Source organism: Paenibacillus sp. P32E (assembly GCF_001909085.1).
GTDB lineage: Bacteria > Bacillota > Bacilli > Paenibacillales > Paenibacillaceae > Paenibacillus_AQ > Paenibacillus_AQ helianthi.
Genome location: NZ_LVYY01000077.1, coordinates 18330 through 37161 on the forward strand (window position 1 = coordinate 18330; position 18832 = coordinate 37161).

An 18832-nucleotide genomic window follows, 5' to 3' on the forward strand; every position below is an offset into this window, starting at 1 on the left:
CATGTTAGCCAAACGCATCATTCCCTGTCTGGATGTTAAAGACGGGCGGGTAGTCAAAGGCGTGAACTTTGTGAATCTGCGCGATGCCGGTGATCCGGTGGAGCTGGCGGCATTGTATGACCGGGAAGGCGCCGATGAGCTTGTATTTCTGGATATTTCCGCCTCTGTGGAAGGCCGGGCAACGATGGTTGAAGTCGTGCGGCAGACCGCAGGTGAAATTGCCATCCCCTTTACAGTGGGCGGAGGGATCTCTACTCCGGAGGATATGAAGCGCATCCTGCGCGCGGGTGCGGACAAAATCGGTATCAATACAGCGGCGGTCAATAATCCGCAGCTCATTCTCGAAGGGGCCCGGCGCTTCGGAGCCCAGTGTATTGTAGTGGCGATGGATGCCAAATACAATGAGGCTTGGGGCGAATGGGAAGTATATACGCACGGCGGGCGCAAGCCTACGGGAATCCGTGCGTTGACTTGGGCCAAGGAGGCGGAGAAGCTGGGAGCAGGCGAGATTCTGCTGACCAGCATGGATGCGGACGGCACGAAGGACGGCTTCGATCTGAAGCTGACTGCTGCGGTGAGTGACCTGCTTACCATTCCCGTGATTGCATCTGGGGGAGCAGGGAAGACGGAGCATTTTTATGATGTATTTACGGAAGGTAAAGCCGACGCTGGACTAGCGGCGACGATTTTTCACTATAAAGAAATCGCCATTCATGATTTGAAGGCAGATCTGAAGCAAAAAGGGGTAGAGATCCGATGAGCGAAGCAGAGCAATTAACAGCCCAGAGCCAACAGGAAGTATTAGAGGGCATCCGCTGGAATGAAGCTGGACTGCTCCCTGCTGTAGTGCAGGATGCGAACAGTCTGGAAGTACTAATGGTTGCCTATATGAATAAAGAATCCCTACAGCTCTCGCTGGCGAGCGGACAGACCTGGTTCTGGAGCCGGTCGCGCAGCGAACTGTGGCATAAAGGGGGGACCTCCGGCAATACCCAGGCTATTACTTCCATCCATTATGACTGCGACAGCGACACTCTGCTGTTGAAGGTTGTACCGGAAGGGCCAGCTTGCCATACAGGGGAGACCTCCTGTTTCTTCCGCGAGCTCCCGCTGAGCCATCCGGCAGCAGCAGGCAGCGTTAAGGAACCAACTGCCGCGACTGCCTCGCAGGGGCTGAGCGACTGTGAGCGTTTTGCCGTTCTCGGGGAGCTGGAGCGGGTGATTGCCGAGCGGGAAGCAGAACGGCCGGAAGGTGCATATACAACCTACCTGTTCGATAAAGGTGTTGATAAAATTCTGAAAAAAGTGGGCGAAGAGGCCTCGGAAACGATCATCGCCGCCAAAAATAAAGACAATGCCGAGCTGCGCCTTGAAGTCAGCGATTTGATCTACCATCTGCTGGTGCTGCTGCAGGAGCGCAAGCTTCCGCTGGATGAGATTATGGAGGAACTGAGCGCCCGCCATGAACGGCCGCGCCGTGATTAGGAAGGAGCCTTCAGCATGCGTATTGATTACCATACCCACCATGAGCGCTGTGGACATGCAGTAGGTACCCTTGAACAGTATGTGCAGCGGGGGGTTGAACTGGGGCTGGAGCAGCTCGGTTTGTCTGATCACCTGCCGCTTCTTCATGTAGACCCGGATACCTACTATCCAGAGATGGCGATGCCGTTATCCGAGCTTCCCCGCTATGTGGACGAATGTCTGAACCTTAAGGAGCGTTATCGCGGAAGGATTGAGCTGCGTGTAGGACTGGAAGCCGATTATATCGAGGGCTACGAGGAGCAGATCCGTGAGCTTTTGGCACCGTATCCCTGGGACTATTTGATCGGTTCGGTGCATTTTCTCGGAGAATGGGACATTACGGATTTTCGCCAGACGCAGGGCTGGGAAGGTCAAGATGTGATGGAGGTTTACCGCCGGTATTATGATGCTGTACGGAAGTCGGCGTTATCGGGATTATATGATATTATAGGACATATGGATGTTATCAAACGGTTTGGCTACGGTCCACAGACACCAGAGGGCAAGGCAAAGGTGCGGGCGATGGAGCTGGAGGCGCTCAGTGCGATAGCGGGCAGCGGCATAGCGATGGAGCTTAATGCATCAGGGCTTACCAAGCCCTGCGCAGAGATGTTTCCTGCTGAGCATGTGCTGCAGCAGGCTTTGACGCTGGGCATACCGCTCACCCTGGGCTCTGATGCCCATGATCCAATGAAGCTGGGGGACGGCTTGCAGGAAGCCCGCAGCATGCTGTGGCACACCGGTTTCCGCGAATTGGCTGTGTTTGAGGGTCGCGTCCGTACATTGGTTCCGTTTGAACTATAAATTTTGATCCCCAGGAGGGTACTATGCATCATCATCAATTGCGTATTTTTTCCGGTTCGTCGAATCCGAAGCTGGCCGCTGATATTGCGGAGCGTCTGGGCGCACCGCTGGGCCAGATTAAGCTGACCCGCTTCAAGAGCGGCGAGATTTATGTGCATTATGAAGAGAGCATCCGGAACTGTGACGTATTTTTGGTGCAATCCCTCGCTCACCCCATTAATGAGCTGTTCGTAGAGCTACTGGTCATGATTGATGCGGCTAAGCGGGCGTCGGCAAGAACGGTGAATATTATTGTGCCTTACTACGGCTATGCCAGACAGGAGCGCAAATCCGCGCCGCGCGAGCCGATATCGGCCAAGATGGTAGCGGATGTGCTTACAACCGCCGGAGCTACCCGTGTGATTACGATTGATCTGCATGCGGCGGCTATTCAAGGCTTTTTCAACATCCCGGTCGATCACTTGACAGCACTTGATCTGATCAGCGGGTATCTGAAGGTAAAAGGCTTGTCCGACCTGGTTGTGGTATCTCCGGATGCAGGCCGTGCCTCCATGGCAGAGAAGCTGGCCAGCCGTCTGGACTCACCATTTGCTATTATGATCAAGAAGCGCCCGGCTCACAATGAATCGGTGATTACGCATGTGATTGGAGATGTAGAGGGACGGACGCCTATCATTATCGAGGACTTGATCGATACAGGTACAACGATTGTGAATGTGGTGGAAGGCCTGAAGGAGCGCGGGGCGAAGAACAGCATCGTTTGTGCAACTCATGGACTCTTTTCGGGAGATGCACTAAGCCGTATGGTCCACCCCAATATAGATGAAATTGTCGTTACCGATTCCATTGCGCTGCCGGATGATCATTCCAGCCGGTTCACTGTGCTCTCCGTAGCACCTATGCTGGCTGAAGCCACACGCATTATTATTGAAGGCGGTTCTATTGATAAGCTGTTCAGAGACGCGGGGATTTAATTCCTGCGTCTTTTTCATATTAGGACAAGAGACAATCCAGACTTAACAATCAGGGGGCTTGAATAGTTTTTTGAAGCTTTTTCCTCCTGAAGAGTCCCTTCCAATCTTGAGAATCCCCCTGTCACATGTGGTATACTGTGTGAAGACAGTCGGGACCAAAAATGGAAACGACGGCACTTAGGTGGGAGTCCGGGCAGGTGTATGCTGCCGCTCTCCTATTTTTCGTGAGGATAAGGAAGCTTACAAAGGGAGGTGCCTTGCTTCCATGATTGAGAGAACTTCAGAGAATAACGCGGTGAATGGTAACGTGATTCCCGTCACTCTGGATGCCAATTTTTTCTTTGAAAGAGCCGTACGGTCATTGGACCGCTTTCAATATGATAAGGCATTGAAGAATTTTCGCAAAGCTGTTGAATATGAGCCGGAAAACCCGGTGAATCATTGCAATATGGCGGGTATATTATCCGAGATGGGGAAATACAAGGATTCCAACGACATCTTGACTCATGTTCTGGATGAGATTGATCCTACTATGACAGAGTGCCACTTCTATATGGCTAATAACTACGCTAATATGGAAAACTTTGAAGAGGCGGAGCGCAGTCTTGTGACCTATCTGCAAGAGGATGCAAGCGGTGAGTTTCTGGCCGAGTCCGAAGAGCTGATGGAACTGCTGCAGTATGAGCTGGACCGGCCCGCTCCGCTAGTCCGGATCCGCAGCCGGGAAGGTGTGGTGGAGCATGACAGAGCCCGGAGTCTTTTGGAGGAAGGCAAATTCCCGCAAGCGGTCAAGCTGCTTGAAGAGATTGTCCAGAACATTCCGGACTTCCTGGCGGCACATAACAATCTGGCTCTTGCCTATTTCTATATGGGCCGCTTCGCCAAAGCCAAGGAATGTCTTGGCGAAGTGCTGAAGCAGGACCCGGGCAACCTGCATGCGCTCTGCAATATGGCGATTTTCCTGCAATATGCTGGCGATCAGGACCAGCTTGCGGGATTGGTGCGTATGCTTGAGGCGACAGTGCCTTTTCATCAGGAGCATGTATTCAAAATGGCGACAACGATGGGCATATTGGGCAAGCACCAAACTGCATATGGACATTTCCGCCGTCTGCTGAAGGATGAAGAGGTCGGCGGTGATGCCGGCTTGTACCATTATTGCGCGGCGGCGGCCAGCAATAGCGGGCTTCATACTGAGGCTATACGCTGCTGGCAGATGGCTTCCAGGCTGGACCCGGAATCAGCAGTGCCGAAATTTTTTCTGTCCCAGATGCAGCAGGCACAATCAGAGGGCAGGCCGCTGCCTCCGGTAAGCTATAATTATCAGCTGCCTTTTCAAGAGCAGCTGAAGCAGTGGAAGAACAATACGGACAGCTTCACGGAAGAAGTACAGAATAATCCGCTGCTGCGCGCTTCGTTCTTCTGGGCGCTGCGCTACGGTGATGCTAGTACGAAGCTCCAGGTGACAGAAGCGCTGCGCTGGATTGAGGACGATGAAATATCCGATGTTCTGAAGGGAGTTTCGGAACAGGAACCGCTGCAGGAGGCTGCGCTTCTCAGTCTGCAGCGGCTGATCGGCGGTAGTCCGGAGGAAAGTGTAGTCCAGAGGGCGGCTCAGGAACCGGTTGTGTCAAGCCATAAAGGGCCGCCAGAGTGGAAGGAAGACTGGCAGCGAGTTATAGATCATATGGCTGCTGTGATGGACCGGAGATTGGATGCCGCCCAGAAGAGAGATGCCGAGCTCCTCTGGAAGCAGTTCATAGCCCGCCTCTATCCGGATGTACCCTTGTTCCGGCATGCAGAGGGCTGGTGTGCGGCTCTGGAATATCTAACCGCCAAGCTTCATGGTCATCCGGTTACTTACCGCGAGGCTGCACAGCATTACGGCGTTTCCGTCTCCATGGTAAGCCGGTACGCACGGCGTATTCATCAAGCATGCGGGTTAACGCAGGACGGGGCGGCAGCAGACATTTTGCCGCCATTTACGGAAAATATCTGACCCTAAGGAGGACTTGCTAATGTACAAAACAATTGTAATCGGAACAGGTCCGGCAGGATTAACTGCTGCGATTTACCTGGCACGTGCCAATCTCAGCCCCCTTGTTATTGAAGGACTGCAGCCAGGAGGACAATTGACTACGACGACAGAGGTAGAGAACTTTCCTGGTTTTCCTGAAGGTATTCTAGGTCCGGATCTGATGGATAACATGCGCAAGCAGGCAGAACGCTTTGGGGCTCAATTTAAGAATGGCTGGGTGGATTCTGTGGATTTCTCGCAGCGCCCTTTCAAAGTAACCGTGGATGGTCTGGGTGTACTGGAAGCAGAGTCGGTGATTATATCGACCGGTGCTTCGGCGAGGTACCTGGGCATACCGGGAGAGCAGGAGAATGTCGGACGCGGGGTAAGTACCTGTGCAACCTGCGACGGTTTCTTTTTCCGTGGTAAAAAGATTGTCGTGGTCGGCGGCGGCGACTCCGCGATGGAGGAAGCCAGCTTCCTCACGCGATTCGCTTCCAGTGTAACTCTGGTCCACCGCCGTCCGGAACTTCGCGCTTCGAAGATTATGCAGGACCGGGCGCGGGAGAACAGCAAAGTAGCTTGGGCCCTGAACCGCACACCGCTTGAAGTGACCATCGGGGATACCGGGGTGAAGGGACTTACCGTCCGTAACAATGATACGGGTCTTGAGGAGCTCGTGGAAGCAGATGGCGTATTTGTCGCTATCGGCCACACACCGAATACCGCGTTCCTGGGCGGTCAGATAACTACGGATGCCAACGGCTACATCGTTGTGAATCCGGGGACAACCGAAACCAACATTCCCGGCGTGTTCGCTTGTGGGGATGTTCAGGATACCCGTTACCGGCAGGCGATTTCGGCTGCAGGAACCGGCTGCATGGCTGCTATGGATGCTGAGAAATATCTGGAAGGCGCTATGGTACATGACTGGAGCGAAGCGCTGGATAAGTAACCACAATGCTGGTTAAACAAATTTTTTGATTGACAATAAATACCTGCTAAAGTAGATTGTATTTAATTAGATAAGATACCCACTAGGGGAGCCTGAATAGGCTGAGACGGGGAAATTGAATTCCCGGACCCTTGAACCTGATCTGGATCATACCAGCGTAGGAAAGTGGAGCCGGACCTTTTTTGAGCACAGCCTTATTGGGCTGTTCATGAATAAAGCCGCTCCAGGTGGAGCGGCTTTTTGCTGCGTGCTGATCTTATCTGAATGGCTCACAGAGCGATGAGGAGGAGATAAAAATGTCAGATTCATCAAAAAAGGAACAAATCGATCTGTCGGGATTTCCCGCAAGCCGTAAGGTGTATGTAGAAGGCTCGCGTCCCGATATTCAGGTTCCGATGCGTGAAATCCGTCTTAGCCGGACCGAAGGTGTTGCGGGGGAAGAGGACAATGCACCGCTTCGTGTCTATGATACCAGTGGTATTTACACTGATGCCGCTGAAGATACCAATGTTCGGAAAGGGTTGCCTCCGCACCGCTTAAGCTGGATTGCGGAGCGCGGGGATTCAGTGGAGTACGCCGGGAGAACCGCTCAGCCCAGAGACTCCCGATTAGCTGCAGACCGGACGTCGGCAGAAGGGTTCGCCGGCTTGCGGCGGAATCCTTTAAGAGCACGTGAGAGCTGCAATGTTACCCAACTGCATTATGCGCGGCAGGGGATGATTACGCCGGAAATGGAGTATATCGCGATTCGCGAGAATACCCGGCCTGAATTTGTAAGGGATGAGGTCGCTGCCGGACGGGCCATTATCCCGGCTAATATCAACCATCCTGAGAGTGAGCCGATGATCATCGGCCGTAACTTCCTGGTTAAGATCAACGCGAACATTGGGAATTCCTCCGTGACTTCTTCCATTGAAGAGGAAGTGGAGAAGATGAGATGGGCGACCCGCTGGGGTGCCGATACGATTATGGATCTTTCCACTGGTACAAAAATTCATGCCACCCGCGAATGGATTATCCGCAACTCACCAGTACCGATCGGCACAGTGCCGGTCTATCAGGCGCTGGAGAAGGTAAAAGGAATAGCCGAGGATCTGACCTGGGAGCTATATCGCGACACGCTGATTGAACAGGCGGAGCAAGGCGTGGATTACTTTACCATTCATGCCGGGGTGCTGAAGCAGTATATCCCGCTTACTGCCGGAAGAATGACCGGAATTGTGTCCCGAGGCGGCTCCATCATGGCGGCCTGGTGCCTTGCACATCAGCAAGAGAACTTTTTATATACACATTTTGAAGAAATCTGTGAGATTATGAAGACTTATGATGTGGCCTTTTCCTTGGGAGACGGACTGCGCCCGGGCTCCATCGCCGATGCCAATGATGAGGCTCAGTTCGCTGAGCTGGAGACACTTGGGGAGCTGACAGCCATGGCCTGGAAACACGATGTTCAGGTGATGGTCGAAGGTCCGGGGCATGTGCCGATGCACAAGATCAAGGAAAATATGGACAAGCAGCTCGAGCTCTGCCAGGAAGCCCCTTTCTACACCCTGGGTCCGTTAACCACGGATATTGCCCCGGGTTATGACCATATTACTTCGGCGATTGGGGCGGCGATGATCGGCTGGTTCGGGACAGCGATGCTGTGCTATGTTACGCCCAAGGAGCATCTGGGTCTGCCTAATAAGAATGACGTGCGCGAAGGAGTTATCACCTACAAAATCGCTGCTCATGCTGCAGATCTGGCCAAAGGCCACCCGGGTGCCCAGGATCGGGACAATGCATTGTCCAAGGCTCGGTTCGAGTTCCGCTGGCGTGACCAGTTCCATCTGTCGCTCGACCCTGAGCGGGCGCTGGAGTACCATGATGAGACGCTTCCAGCCGAGGGTGCCAAAACAGCGCATTTCTGCTCCATGTGCGGTCCCAAATTCTGCAGCATGCGCATTTCGCACGATATCCGCAATTCGTCCAGACTGAGCCAAATGCTATAACCGGAACGGACTTTATAAAAGGCTGTTTCTTCTGCTGTAACAGGCGGAGGAAACAGCCTTTTTTTATATCCATAAGTTGGCATACAGGCATGATGGTAACAAAAACGGGGCCAATTCATTTCTGCTTTGCAATGAATAGTTGCAGGTATATAAGTTTCTAATTTAGTGACTGCAATCACTCTTTGGCCCCGTACCCTATGCTAAGCTGTTGTTGAGAAAGGTTATCAATTGACATGAAGCTAAGCTGCAGGAGGAGAGTGCAATGAGCAAACGCCTTAACATGGATGAATCCATATTCGAGCTGGTCAGTCGTTATCCGGAGGCCATAGACATTATGGTTGAGCTGGGTTTCCGCGATATTACGAAGCCTGGCATGCTGCAGACGGCGGGTCGGTTCATGACCTTGTCTAAAGGAATCACAATGAAGAAAATGGATCGCGAAACCGTCCGACTGGCCTTTCAGAGCCATGGCTTCGAGATTATTGAATAGATCACTGAGATTAACAAGTGGAATAGAGAAGGAGAGAGAACGATGAGCGAACTGATTAACAACCGTGAAATGGATATTCCTGAGCAGACACGCCGCCAAGCCATGCTTAAGGAGATTATTAAGGAACTGCATGCCGGAAAAAGTGTAGAGGAAGTCAAAGCGCGTTTTGCAGAAGCGGTAGGTGATGTTACGGTAGCCGAAATTTCCGCGATGGAGCATTCCCTGATGACAGAGGAGGGGATTCCTGTAACGGAGGTACAGCGCCTATGCTCTGTGCATACGGCCATTTTTAAAGGCTCAATCCAGGAAATTCACCGTTCTAACAAGCCAGAGGAGCAGCCGGGACATCCTGTCCACACCTTTAAGCTGGAGAACCGTGAGATTGAACGGCTTGTGAACTTCCGCTTGCAGCTGCATGCCGATAAATTCCAGCGGAACGACAGCGAAGAGATGATTTTCAAGCTGTTGGAGGATCTGAGCCTACTGCTGGATCTCGACAAGCACTATAGCCGCAAAGAAAATCTGTTGTTCCCTTACCTTGAGAAATACGGCATTTATGGACCAACCAAGGTAATGTGGGGAGTGGATGATGGTATTCGCGGTATGATTAAACAGGCAAAAGCGGCGCTCAGTGCGTACAACGGGGAAGCTGCGGAGCTTGGAGCTCTTCTGACGAACATTATCCAGGAAGTAAATGAAATGATCTTTAAGGAAGAAAATATTCTGCTGCCGATGGCGCTCGATAAGCTGACTGAAGATGAATGGGTCAAAATCGCCCGCGAAAGCGACGAAATTGGCTTCTGTCTGACTGCGCCGGAGCAGGAATGGATTCCTGAGCGTGCCGCAGAACCGGAGGGAGCAGCCGTGCAAGCGGAAGAAGGAGAGGGAGAAGGAGGATTATCGCCGCAAGGCTTTATCCGCTTCGAGACAGGCCTGCTGTCGCTGCATCAGCTGGAAACAGTGCTGAATCATTTGCCTGTCGACCTGACATTTATTGATGAAAATGATGTAGTCCGCTACTTCTCGCATGGGAAAGAGCGGATCTTCGCCCGCACTAAGGCCGTCATTGGACGCACGGTGCAGAACTGCCACCCGCCGCAAAGCGTGCATGTCGTTGAGAAGCTGCTGGAGGATTTCAAGGCGGGCCGCAAAGACGCTGAGGATTTCTGGATTGCCATAAAGGATAAATTTATCTACATCCGTTATTTCGCAGTACGTGACGAAGCAGGCCGCTACATGGGTACCCTCGAATTCACCCAGAACATCGCACCGATCCGCGCACTGGAGGGACAGAAACGGATTTTGTCGGAGTAGCCGTCTAGAGTCAAACGCCTCACCGGCCATCCCCTTAAGTGAAGTTGATCCATCCGCCCCTTGCCGCATAGGTAAGAGGCTTTTTTTATAAAGATAAGAATTTACAGGGTACTCTAAAAACCGTATCTTTAGTCTTAAAAAAATACCAGCCCCTTATGTGGCCGGGTGTGCCGCCTTTCCTTGACCGCAGGGGTACCTTCTATTATAGTGGGTACGTAGGATTAACTATTTTAGCATAGAAAAAGGTGGCTTGTTACATGTCTGAAAGTATCTACGTTGGCGTGGATTTAGGTGGAACCACGATTAAGGTTGGAATCTGCAATGCCGAGGGGAACCTGCTGCACACTTTTGAGGGGCCTACGGGAACTGCGGATGGCGTCGATGCCGTCATCGATAATATCGAAAAGTATGTGCGTCAGATTGTGGAGGACTCCCCGTACTCTTGGGATCAGCTTGCCGGTGTAGGAGCGGGCCTGGCCGGGTTTACGAATATTCGTGAAGGAATTATCATCCTTGCGCCTAACATAGGTTTTAGAGATGTGCCGATCCGCTCCATTCTTGAGGGTCGCTTGAACAAGCCAGTCAAAATAGACAATGATGCTAACGTCGCTGCACTGGGTGAGGCCTGGAGCGGAGCGGGACGTGGTGTGGAGAATTGCGTCTGCTACACGCTGGGCACAGGTGTCGGCGGCGGTATCATTATTAATGGTAAGGTGTATCAGGGTTTTGCCGGACTAGCGGGCGAGCTTGGTCATATTTCTGTAGTGCCTGATCTGGAAGCTATCCAATGCGGCTGCGGCAACATGGGTTGTTTGGAGACCGTTTCCTCTGCTACGGGTATTATTCGCATGGCCAATGATGCTGTTAGCCGCGGCGACCGCACTTCCCTGTCCATGGTGGAGAAAATTGCCGCAAAAGAGGTATTTGATGCAGCCAAGGCCGGAGATGAAGTTGCTCTGCGAATTGTGAACCGTGCTGCGTTCTATCTGGGTAAATCCATGGCTGCTGTCGCAGCGGTGCTTAATCCGGAGGTATTCATCGTTGGCGGCGGTGTCTCCAAAGCCGGAGATATTCTGTTTGAAGAGGTTCGCCGCGTGTTCGCGAAGCTGGCCCCGGCCCCACTACAGACCGGAGTGACCATCGTGCCTGCCGAGCTTGGAAATGATGCGGGTATTATTGGCGCTGCAGGTCTTTTGCTGCGTTCTTAAGCAGATGGAATTATTCATATACTATGTATAGGGAGGGGGCGCTTTGATGACCGAAATGGAACAATCACCGCCCGGTGGTGCCACCCTGATCATTATTACGGGCATGTCAGGTGCAGGCAAGACGATTGCCGTGCAGAGCCTGGAAGATCTCGGATTTTTCTGTGTGGATAATTTGCCGCCGGTGCTGATTCCCAAATTCGCAGAGCTGATTGAGCAATCCAAAGGGAAAATTGCCAAAGTAGCGCTTGTTATCGATTTGCGCGGAAGAGAATTCTTCACAGCTCTGTCGGAGTCACTGTCCTATATCAAAGATGAGTCAACGATCGGTTTTGAAATTCTCTTCCTGGATGCAACAGATTCCGTACTGGTACAGCGCTACAAGGAGAGCCGGCGGCATCATCCGCTGGCGCCCCAAGGCATGCCGCTGGATGGCATCCGCCTGGAACGTCAGATGCTGGAGGAGCTGAAGAATTCAGCAACCTTATGTTTTGACACCAGCAGCATGAAGCCTGTCCAGTTGAAGGAGAAGATTATATCGCGTTTTTCCCATCTGGGCAAAAGTACTCTTTCAGTTAATATTACTTCGTTTGGCTTCAAATACGGAATTCCGATCGACGCAGACCTTGTGTTTGATGTCCGTTTTTTGCCGAATCCTCATTATGTGGATCATTTGCGGCCAAAGACCGGTCAGGATAGCGAGGTTTACGATTATGTAATGAAATGGCCGGAGACACAGACGTTTCTGACCAAACTGTTGGATATGCTTCATTTCCTGATTCCGCAATACCGGAAAGAAGGCAAATCCCAGATTATTATCGGTATTGGCTGTACGGGAGGCAAACACCGCTCTGTGGCAATATCCGAATACCTGGGTAAGATGCTGGGGGTTAGCGAGACGGAGTCGGTAGCCGTCAGTCACCGGGACTCCGAGCGTGACCGGCATTAAGAGAGAAGGGGTCAATAGTGGCTGAAGAACAAGGACAACGTCCACGTATCGTCGTTATGGGTGGAGGTACGGGATTGTCTGTTATGCTTCGCGGTTTGAAGGAAAAGCCGCTTGATATTACAGCGATAGTTACGGTTGCGGATGACGGGGGAAGCTCTGGCATACTGCGCAGCGAACTGCAAATGCCGCCCCCTGGCGATATCCGCAATGTACTGACAGCAATGGCTGATGTAGAACCGCTTATGGCCCAGATCATGAAATACCGCTTCAGCAGCGGAGAAGGCTTGGCCGGGCATAGCCTCGGGAATTTGATTCTGGCGGCGCTTACGGACATTTCCGGTGACTTTGTCACTGCGGTCCGGGAGCTTAGCCGGTTATTCGCCGTGCGCGGACGCGTCTTGCCTGCTGCTGGCGAAGCTGTAGTGCTACACGCTGAGATGGCTGATGGCTCTATGATTACAGGTGAGTCCAAAATCCCTGAAGCCAGAGGAGTCATCAAACGGGTCTCCCTGGAGCCGGCAGATGTAGAGCCGCTCCCGGAGGCACTGGAGGCCATCCGCAATGCCGACGCCATCCTGTGCGGTCCTGGCAGTCTGTACACGAGTATTCTTCCTAATTTGCTGGTGCCTAAGCTGGCGGAGGCTGTTGTGGCCTCGGACGCGATCAAAATTTTTGTCTGCAACGTGATGACCCAGCCCGGGGAAACAGACAACTACACGGTTAGTGACCACCTTCAGGCCGTCTATGACCACGTAGGCCTTCATTTGTTCGATTACGTGATCGTGAACGATGGCGAGATTCCTGAGCAGGTCCAGTTAAAGTATGCAGAAAAGGGTGCCCGGCCCGTACAGCTTGACCTTGATGTAGTGGATGGCAACGGCTACAAAGTGATTGCCGACAAGCTGGTATTATTCAAGACCTATCTGAGGCATGATACAGATAAGCTAAGTCATCATATTTACCAGCTTGTGAAAGACTGGATTTCCAGATAAGTCTATTTTGTAGGAACATGAAAGAGGTGAGCCCCTTGTCTTTTGCGGCCCTTACCAAAAAAGAGCTGACGATGGTGGAGAGCCAGCCTTGCTGTGAGAAAGCAGAGATGTCCGCGCTGATCCGGATGAATGGTTCGGTGCAGCTTTCAAGCAAAAAGGTAGTCCTCGACATTTCGACGGAGAACGCCGCGATTGCAAGGCGGGTATATTCTTTGCTTAAGAAATATTACCAGGTCCATATCGAGCTGCTCGTGCGTAAAAAAATGCGTTTGAAGAAGAATAACGTCTATATCGTGCGGATTCCAAACCGCGTTCAGGAAATTCTCAAGGATCTGCGGATCGTCTCCGAAGGCTTCATCTTCACGGATGGGATCGACCACGAAATTGTCGGCAAGAACTGCTGCAAACGCGCATACCTGCGGGGGGCGTTTATGGCGGGAGGATCGGTCAATAATCCGGAGGGATCTTCCTATCATCTGGAGATTGCTTCGATGTACGAGGAGCACTGCAAGGCGCTGGTGGATCTGGCAGGTGAATTTCATCTGAATGCCCGCTGCATTGAGCGCAAAAAGGGTTTCATCCTGTACATCAAGGAAGGCGAGAAAATCATCGAGTTTCTTAGCCTGATCGGTGCACATCAAGCACTGTTCAAGTTCGAGGATGTGCGGATTATGCGTGACATGCGCAATTCCGTGAACCGGATCGTCAACTGCGAAACGGCCAACCTGAACAAAACCATAAGTGCGGCGGTGCGGCAGATCGAGAATATCAAGCTGTTGCAGCGTGAGGTGGGGCTGGAAAGCCTGCCGGATAAGCTGCGCGAAGTAGCCGAGATCAGACTGGCACACCCGGATATCAACCTTAAGGAAGTTGGCGAAATGCTGAAAGGCACAGTCAGTAAATCGGGAGTAAATCACCGTTTGCGCAAAATTGACGAGCTGGCTGATAAGGTCCGGGGTGGCTGATTATTTTTTTTCTAGTGCGGTTGCGGTTATAATGATATAATATTATAAAATTAATGTGAAATTTTTGGGCAGATCTCAAATAGGGGGTAAGCGTTTCATGACAAAGCACCCGGTAGTTGTACGGTTGAAGACGGGGCTTCACGCTCGGCCGGCAGCATTGTTCGTGCAGGAAGCTAACAAATTCTCGTCGGAGATTTTCGTGGAAAAAGACGATAAAAAAGTGAACGCTAAAAGCATCATGGGTATTATGAGCCTGGCGATCAGTTCCGGCACGGAGATTTATATCAGCGCGGACGGCGCCGATGCGGACCAAGCTGTAACCGCTTTGACAAGTCTTGTCAGCAAAGAAGAGCTTGAGAACCAGTAATTGTTGCAAGGCCTTACTTTTAAATGGTATGACAAAAAGCCCTCCGGGGCTTTTTTTAATGTCTTCGTATTGAGAGGTATAGGAAAGGATAAGGTTACGGTTATCTGCTCCTGTGGTCTTGTATGACTTTTTTTCTTTTCTATTGAGATGATATGCAACTTTTGCCAAGCCGCGCCGTCTAGAGAGTACCAACAACAATTACAAATAACGAAAGGGGATGGCAAACATGAATGCATGGAGCAAAAAGCTCGGAGCGGTAATGCTGGCAGGGAGTTTGATGATAGGGGGGATGGCTTTGAGCGGAGCATTCCAAGGCCCTGAAAAGGCTTACGCCGCAGAAGAGGCCCAGAGAAACATCGTCAATGTGACGGGCAAAGGAGAGCTTTCCATCAAACCGGACGTTGTCTATCTGTCTATCGGGGTAAGCACTTCGGCAGCAACGGCAGAAGAGGCGCAGAAAACTAATGGAGCCAAAATCACCAAGATCACCACACTGCTGAAGACGACTTGGGGCATTGCAGATAAAGATGTTCAGAGCACCCAATTCAGCGTACAACCGAACTACAGCTATTCTGATAAAGATGGCCAACAGGTTAAAGGCTACATTGCCCAGCATACGTTGAAGGTAACCTATCGTGATCTAACCAAGGTTGGAGCGCTGCTGGATGCCGCTTCTAACGCAGGAGCGAACAACATTGGCAATGCCCAATTCGCCATTGAAGATCCGTCAGCCTTTGAAGCGCAGGTGATTGAAAAAGCCATGACCAATGCAGATGTAAAAGCTGGAGCTATTGCCAAAGCAGCCAAACGCAGCCTGGGCCAGGTCATTACGGTCACACAGAATGATGACGGCAACAACCCAGTGATCTATATGGAAAATGCGGCAATGTCCAAAGCAGCGGCAGATACAGCCGGCGGCACTTCCGTTGAGCCGGGAGAAGTGAAGGTTTCAACACAGCTTACCGTAATGTATGAGCTGAAATAGTCCGTTTTCCTCAAGAGGCGCTTCTTCTGCTGGTTACAGCAGGGAGCAGTGCCTCTTTTTTTGCGGGAAATGGTTGCGAGATCTCTCATTTTGTTTAAAGAAATGTAATAAGCAGCACTGAAATGATCGGCGAAGCTTAAGAAATTGTAAAGGGCTTTGTAACAACCGTTGCTCCTGATGTCTCTATAATGGTAAGAGTGGAAACAAGGGCAGCAAGCAGGCTGCTCTACGGTATTCTGGGATTTTCATCTAATCTATCATCGTATTAGCGGAAGGGGATAACCATATGAAGAACATCAAGAAGAAACAAGCCCTCACATGGGGGGCAGGTATTATGGCGGCAGGGATTCTGCTAAGCGGAGGGATTCTGCCCGCAGGGACCAGTCAGGCTGCTTCGGCTGCGGTTAAGGCAAATGCGGAACATTCGCTAGTGGTGCTGAAGGTAAACGGGAAGATTACACCTCAGACTGGTGTTGTCCATGAAGGGAAAGTATGGGTGCCGGTGACTTTTTTACGCGATTCACTGGGTATGTCCTTGACCTATGATAAGGCAGAAAAGGTCTATACAATCGGTAAAGGAACAACGAAGGTTAATCTGTCTCTCACCGATTACGAAATTTCAATCCGTGTGAATAATTATTATCTAAATGGTTATCAAGCCCAAAATATCAACAATCGGCTGTTCGTTCCGCTTGATCTGCTGAGCGATTATCTGGGGTATAAGGGGGACTATAGTGCGGCTACAGGCGCTTTGAATGTCGTCAGCAAACCGCAAAATGCGATCACCATAAAGACGGAGAGCATCGTTAAGGAAAGTAAGGACACACCGGTCAAACTGGATTATCCGCAGATCAGCGGTCTGGTGAATGCCAAGGCCCAGCAAACGATCAACGATACAATTAAGCAGACACTCAACAAGTTTGCAGCTGAAGCAGAGAAGGAAATTGCGAATAGATCCTCGGACGACCGGCCGTATGAGTTCGACGGCGGCTATGTGATCACATACAATCAAGACGGCATACTCAGTCTGATCACGACCCAGTACAGCTATACTGGCGGTGCCCACGGCATGACTTACCGCAATGCATTCACGTTCTCTCTGAAGGACGGCAAGCGCCTCCTGATCGGGGATTTACTGAAAGCCAACCCGAACTATAAAAAAGAGCTTAATGCCAAGCTGTCCAAGCTAATCAAAGCAGAGGGCGGTTACCTGGGAGGCTTCACCGGCCTGAATACAGAGAAGAATTTTTATGTGAAAGACGGAAAATTGGCAGTATTCTTCCAAATTTATGAATATACAGCATATGCTTCCGGGTTCCCTGAATATGAGTTCACCTTCAAGGAGCTTCTGCCAGATGGAAGCAGCCCGTTCGCTAGTCTGAAATAAGTGCATTCTTGCATAAAACAGGAGATTAGCCCGCTCCGCTAATGCCGTATATGGACACCTTCCCGTTGCCTGGTGCCTCCCCCGTTCATAAGCTAAAGGAGAAACCAGCTTAACAAGCGGGGAGGGAAGGAAATGAGTTATCTCTACACGGCCATTGGCGACTCCTTGACGACCGGATTCGGAGCGTTGCCGGGTAATGGCTTCGTACCCGTTTACCGCAGAATGGCAGAGCGGCGGCTCCGCGCTCCAGTCGGATCGGTCAATCTTGGTATCAATGGTCTAACTACGGCTGCATTGGAGCAACGTCTAAGCCGTGACCCCATGTTCCGCCAAGCTGTCCGGGATGCAGATATTGTAACGTTGTCCATTGGCGGAAATGATCTGATCAAAGCAGCCAAAGCCGTGTCATTTCGTCCGGGTCACCTGTCTCCGGCGCTGGAACGGGCGCTTTACGCATGTAAAAGAAACTTCAGCGAGATTATGGGTTCACTCTGGCAGTTAAAGAACGGGAGCCGCCGGCCCTATATCATCCGGATGGTTGGACTCTATAATCCTTATCCCCAGTTATCGGAAGCTACAGACTGGGTACGCCAGTTTAACGGCTATGTTGCGGGTTACAGCAGCAATGTATGCGGGTTTGCCTCCATCTATCATGAGTTCGCCGGCAATGAGCGTGGACTGCTGTCACTGGATCATGTCCATCCTAACGGCAGAGGGTACCGTGTAATCGCCGGGAAGCTCGATGCCTTGGGTTACAGCCGGCTCGGATAACGAATTACTGCTACACATACAAAAGAGGCTGCTCTAGACCTTGATGGTCCAGGCAGCCTCTTTTGCATGTGCTGAGAATTATACGCCTGCAGGCAGCGTCTTCTCAATAACCTTATCGACAATACCGTATTCAGCTGCTTCAGCAGCGGTCATGAAGTAGTCGCGGTCGGTATCCTTCTCGATGCGCTCCAGCGGTTGGCCAGTGCGTTCAGATAGGATACGGTTCAGCTTGTCGCGGAGCTTAAGGATACGGCGGGCACGGATTTCGATGTCTGTAGCCTGTCCTTGAGCACCACCCAGCGGCTGGTGGATCATGATTTCACTGTTGGGCAACGCGAAGCGTTTGCCCTTGGCACCGGCATTCAGCAGGAAAGCCCCCATGGAAGCGGCCATGCCCACACAAATGGTGGAAACATCCGGTTTAATGTATTGCATTGTATCAAATATAGCCATTCCGGCTGTGATGGAACCACCAGGGCTGTTCACATACAGATGAATATCCTTATCCGGATCCTCGGCAGCCAGGAAGAGCATTTGGGCGATGATGGAATTGGCTACCACGTCATTAACCTCCGTTCCGAGGAAAATGATGCGGTCCTTCAGCAGGCGGGAATAGATGTCATAAGCGCGCTCACCGCGGTTGCTCTGTTCTACTACCATAGGAATATAACTCACGTGGAAAACCTCCTTGAATTGGTTCTTCGAATGTGTTCATTTTTACTGTTACCGTATTAACCACATGATAAACAAATTCAAACAAAAAGTCAAAGAAAGTCAAACTTAGTTTATAAAAAAAGAGCCAACAAGCGGCTCTTTGGTTAAATACTATAGGTGGGACTGCTAAAATATGTACAAAAGTGAAATTAATGGCGCGCCCGCCAAGAATCGAACTTGGATCTCAGGCTTCGGAGGCCTACGTCATATCCATTGGACCACGGGCGCAACAGAAACTATTATAATCTATTTAGGGTTCAAATGCAACGGCTTAATCACACTGCTGTAAAAATATCTTTGTCTTCTTCTAATATGCGGCCTCCAGCGTTCGGGGAAATTCATTTACAGGGCTTTTATCCGGGAGTCACAGGACTTTCAGCACTTTCCATGACGCGGCAGATGTATAAGATGAAAAGAGGTTGAGAATT

General features: G+C 51.2%; 18 protein-coding genes, 1 tRNA gene and 1 riboswitch. Of the genes, 17 read left to right on the forward strand and 2 right to left on the reverse strand.

Annotation, left to right across the window (positions count from 1 at the left end; translation table 11 throughout):
• Nucleotide 1: 1 nt before the first annotated feature.
• The 17 genes from hisF to A3848_RS30195 all read left to right on the forward strand — a co-directional run bounded on the left by hisF (nucleotide 2) and on the right by A3848_RS30195 (nucleotide 17690).
• Entirely contained in the window at nucleotides 2-760 is a 759-nt protein-coding gene (hisF, locus tag A3848_RS30115) for an imidazole glycerol phosphate synthase subunit HisF (RefSeq protein WP_074088714.1), read from the forward strand.
• Nucleotides 757-1485 carry a bifunctional phosphoribosyl-AMP cyclohydrolase/phosphoribosyl-ATP diphosphatase HisIE gene (gene hisIE / locus A3848_RS30120; protein WP_074088715.1) on the forward strand — a complete coding sequence of 243 codons (729 nt, stop codon included), beginning with the start codon at nucleotides 757-759 and terminating at the stop codon, nucleotides 1483-1485. The genes hisF and hisIE overlap by 4 nt, the downstream gene beginning before the upstream one ends.
• Before the next feature lie 15 nt (nucleotides 1486-1500).
• Complete coding sequence (gene hisJ / locus A3848_RS30125) at nucleotides 1501-2328, forward strand: histidinol-phosphatase HisJ (protein WP_074088716.1); 828 nt, start codon at nucleotides 1501-1503, stop codon at nucleotides 2326-2328.
• Between the two features lie 23 nt (nucleotides 2329-2351).
• On the forward strand, nucleotides 2352-3302 hold the full coding sequence (locus A3848_RS30130) for a ribose-phosphate diphosphokinase (protein WP_062523658.1): 951 nt from the start codon (nucleotides 2352-2354) through the stop codon (nucleotides 3300-3302).
• Nucleotides 3303-3567: 265 nt separating this feature from the next.
• The gene (locus A3848_RS30135; RefSeq protein ID WP_074088717.1) at nucleotides 3568-5301 is read left to right on the forward strand and encodes a tetratricopeptide repeat protein; all 1734 of its coding nucleotides are present in this window, start codon (nucleotides 3568-3570) and stop codon (nucleotides 5299-5301) included.
• A 19-nt stretch (nucleotides 5302-5320) separates the two neighbouring features.
• A complete protein-coding gene (gene trxB, locus A3848_RS30140; protein ID WP_074088718.1) occupies nucleotides 5321-6274 on the forward strand; it encodes a thioredoxin-disulfide reductase in 954 nt (317 codons plus the stop codon).
• A 74-nt stretch (nucleotides 6275-6348) separates the two neighbouring features.
• A riboswitch (TPP riboswitch) is annotated at nucleotides 6349-6455 on the forward strand.
• Nucleotides 6456-6570: 115 nt separating this feature from the next.
• Nucleotides 6571-8265, forward strand: coding sequence for a phosphomethylpyrimidine synthase ThiC (gene thiC, locus A3848_RS30145; protein ID WP_074088719.1), 1695 nt, complete (start codon nucleotides 6571-6573; stop codon nucleotides 8263-8265).
• Nucleotides 8266-8527: 262 nt separating this feature from the next.
• Nucleotides 8528-8755 (forward strand): DUF1858 domain-containing protein, encoded by a 228-nt coding sequence (locus tag A3848_RS30150; protein ID WP_074088720.1) that lies wholly within the window; start codon nucleotides 8528-8530, stop codon nucleotides 8753-8755.
• A gap of 42 nt (nucleotides 8756-8797) precedes the next feature.
• Nucleotides 8798-10069 carry a DUF438 domain-containing protein gene (locus A3848_RS30155; protein ID WP_074088721.1) on the forward strand — a complete coding sequence of 424 codons (1272 nt, stop codon included), beginning with the start codon at nucleotides 8798-8800 and terminating at the stop codon, nucleotides 10067-10069.
• Nucleotides 10070-10326: 257 nt separating this feature from the next.
• Nucleotides 10327-11277 (forward strand): ROK family glucokinase, encoded by a 951-nt coding sequence (locus A3848_RS30160; protein ID WP_074088722.1) that lies wholly within the window; start codon nucleotides 10327-10329, stop codon nucleotides 11275-11277.
• Between the two features lie 46 nt (nucleotides 11278-11323).
• Entirely contained in the window at nucleotides 11324-12223 is a 900-nt protein-coding gene (rapZ, locus tag A3848_RS30165; protein ID WP_074088723.1) for an RNase adapter RapZ, read from the forward strand.
• A gap of 56 nt (nucleotides 12224-12279) precedes the next feature.
• On the forward strand, nucleotides 12280-13215 hold the full coding sequence (locus A3848_RS30170; RefSeq protein WP_167374670.1) for a gluconeogenesis factor YvcK family protein: 936 nt from the start codon (nucleotides 12280-12282) through the stop codon (nucleotides 13213-13215).
• A gap of 35 nt (nucleotides 13216-13250) precedes the next feature.
• The gene (gene whiA, locus A3848_RS30175) at nucleotides 13251-14180 is read left to right on the forward strand and encodes a DNA-binding protein WhiA (protein WP_074088725.1); all 930 of its coding nucleotides are present in this window, start codon (nucleotides 13251-13253) and stop codon (nucleotides 14178-14180) included.
• Between the two features lie 97 nt (nucleotides 14181-14277).
• Nucleotides 14278-14547, forward strand: a complete 270-nt coding sequence (locus A3848_RS30180) for an HPr family phosphocarrier protein (protein WP_019914358.1) — start codon at nucleotides 14278-14280, stop codon at nucleotides 14545-14547.
• A 226-nt stretch (nucleotides 14548-14773) separates the two neighbouring features.
• Complete coding sequence (locus A3848_RS30185; RefSeq protein ID WP_074088726.1) at nucleotides 14774-15532, forward strand: SIMPL domain-containing protein; 759 nt, start codon at nucleotides 14774-14776, stop codon at nucleotides 15530-15532.
• Nucleotides 15533-15818: 286 nt separating this feature from the next.
• Nucleotides 15819-16919 carry a PdaC/SigV domain-containing protein gene (locus tag A3848_RS30190; RefSeq protein WP_074088727.1) on the forward strand — a complete coding sequence of 367 codons (1101 nt, stop codon included), beginning with the start codon at nucleotides 15819-15821 and terminating at the stop codon, nucleotides 16917-16919.
• Nucleotides 16920-17051: 132 nt separating this feature from the next.
• Nucleotides 17052-17690: a GDSL-type esterase/lipase family protein gene (locus A3848_RS30195; protein WP_074088728.1), complete on the forward strand. Its 639-nt coding sequence runs from the start codon at nucleotides 17052-17054 to the stop codon at nucleotides 17688-17690.
• A gap of 78 nt (nucleotides 17691-17768) precedes the next feature.
• Here A3848_RS30195 and clpP read toward each other — a convergent pair whose 3' ends face one another.
• Both clpP and A3848_RS30205 read right to left on the reverse strand, forming a co-directional pair.
• The gene (gene clpP / locus A3848_RS30200) at nucleotides 17769-18365 is read right to left on the reverse strand and encodes an ATP-dependent Clp endopeptidase proteolytic subunit ClpP (RefSeq protein ID WP_074088729.1); all 597 of its coding nucleotides are present in this window, start codon (nucleotides 18363-18365) and stop codon (nucleotides 17769-17771) included.
• Nucleotides 18366-18557: 192 nt separating this feature from the next.
• Nucleotides 18558-18632 (reverse strand) — tRNA-Arg (locus tag A3848_RS30205).
• Nucleotides 18633-18832: the final 200 nt, after the last annotated feature.

What these genes read in the sequence shown, in the direction of transcription:
- A3848_RS30195 (WP_074088728.1), top strand. Translation starts at nt 17,052, where the DNA reads ATGAGTTATCTCTACACGGCCATTGGCGACTCCTTGACGACCGGATTC.
- hisF (WP_074088714.1), top strand. Translation starts at nt 2, where the DNA reads ATGTTAGCCAAACGCATCATTCCCTGTCTGGATGTTAAAGACGGGCGG.
- A3848_RS30185 (WP_074088726.1), top strand. Translation starts at nt 14,774, where the DNA reads ATGAATGCATGGAGCAAAAAGCTCGGAGCGGTAATGCTGGCAGGGAGT.
- A3848_RS30170 (WP_167374670.1), top strand. Translation starts at nt 12,280, where the DNA reads ATGGGTGGAGGTACGGGATTGTCTGTTATGCTTCGCGGTTTGAAGGAA.
- A3848_RS30150 (WP_074088720.1), top strand. Translation starts at nt 8,528, where the DNA reads ATGAGCAAACGCCTTAACATGGATGAATCCATATTCGAGCTGGTCAGT.
- trxB (WP_074088718.1), top strand. Translation starts at nt 5,321, where the DNA reads ATGTACAAAACAATTGTAATCGGAACAGGTCCGGCAGGATTAACTGCT.
- rapZ (WP_074088723.1), top strand. Translation starts at nt 11,324, where the DNA reads ATGACCGAAATGGAACAATCACCGCCCGGTGGTGCCACCCTGATCATT.
- A3848_RS30180 (WP_019914358.1), top strand. Translation starts at nt 14,278, where the DNA reads ATGACAAAGCACCCGGTAGTTGTACGGTTGAAGACGGGGCTTCACGCT.
- thiC (WP_074088719.1), top strand. Translation starts at nt 6,571, where the DNA reads ATGTCAGATTCATCAAAAAAGGAACAAATCGATCTGTCGGGATTTCCC.
- hisJ (WP_074088716.1), top strand. Translation starts at nt 1,501, where the DNA reads ATGCGTATTGATTACCATACCCACCATGAGCGCTGTGGACATGCAGTA.
- hisIE (WP_074088715.1), top strand. Translation starts at nt 757, where the DNA reads ATGAGCGAAGCAGAGCAATTAACAGCCCAGAGCCAACAGGAAGTATTA.
- A3848_RS30130 (WP_062523658.1), top strand. Translation starts at nt 2,352, where the DNA reads ATGCATCATCATCAATTGCGTATTTTTTCCGGTTCGTCGAATCCGAAG.
- A3848_RS30135 (WP_074088717.1), top strand. Translation starts at nt 3,568, where the DNA reads ATGATTGAGAGAACTTCAGAGAATAACGCGGTGAATGGTAACGTGATT.
- A3848_RS30160 (WP_074088722.1), top strand. Translation starts at nt 10,327, where the DNA reads ATGTCTGAAAGTATCTACGTTGGCGTGGATTTAGGTGGAACCACGATT.
- A3848_RS30155 (WP_074088721.1), top strand. Translation starts at nt 8,798, where the DNA reads ATGAGCGAACTGATTAACAACCGTGAAATGGATATTCCTGAGCAGACA.
- A3848_RS30190 (WP_074088727.1), top strand. Translation starts at nt 15,819, where the DNA reads ATGAAGAACATCAAGAAGAAACAAGCCCTCACATGGGGGGCAGGTATT.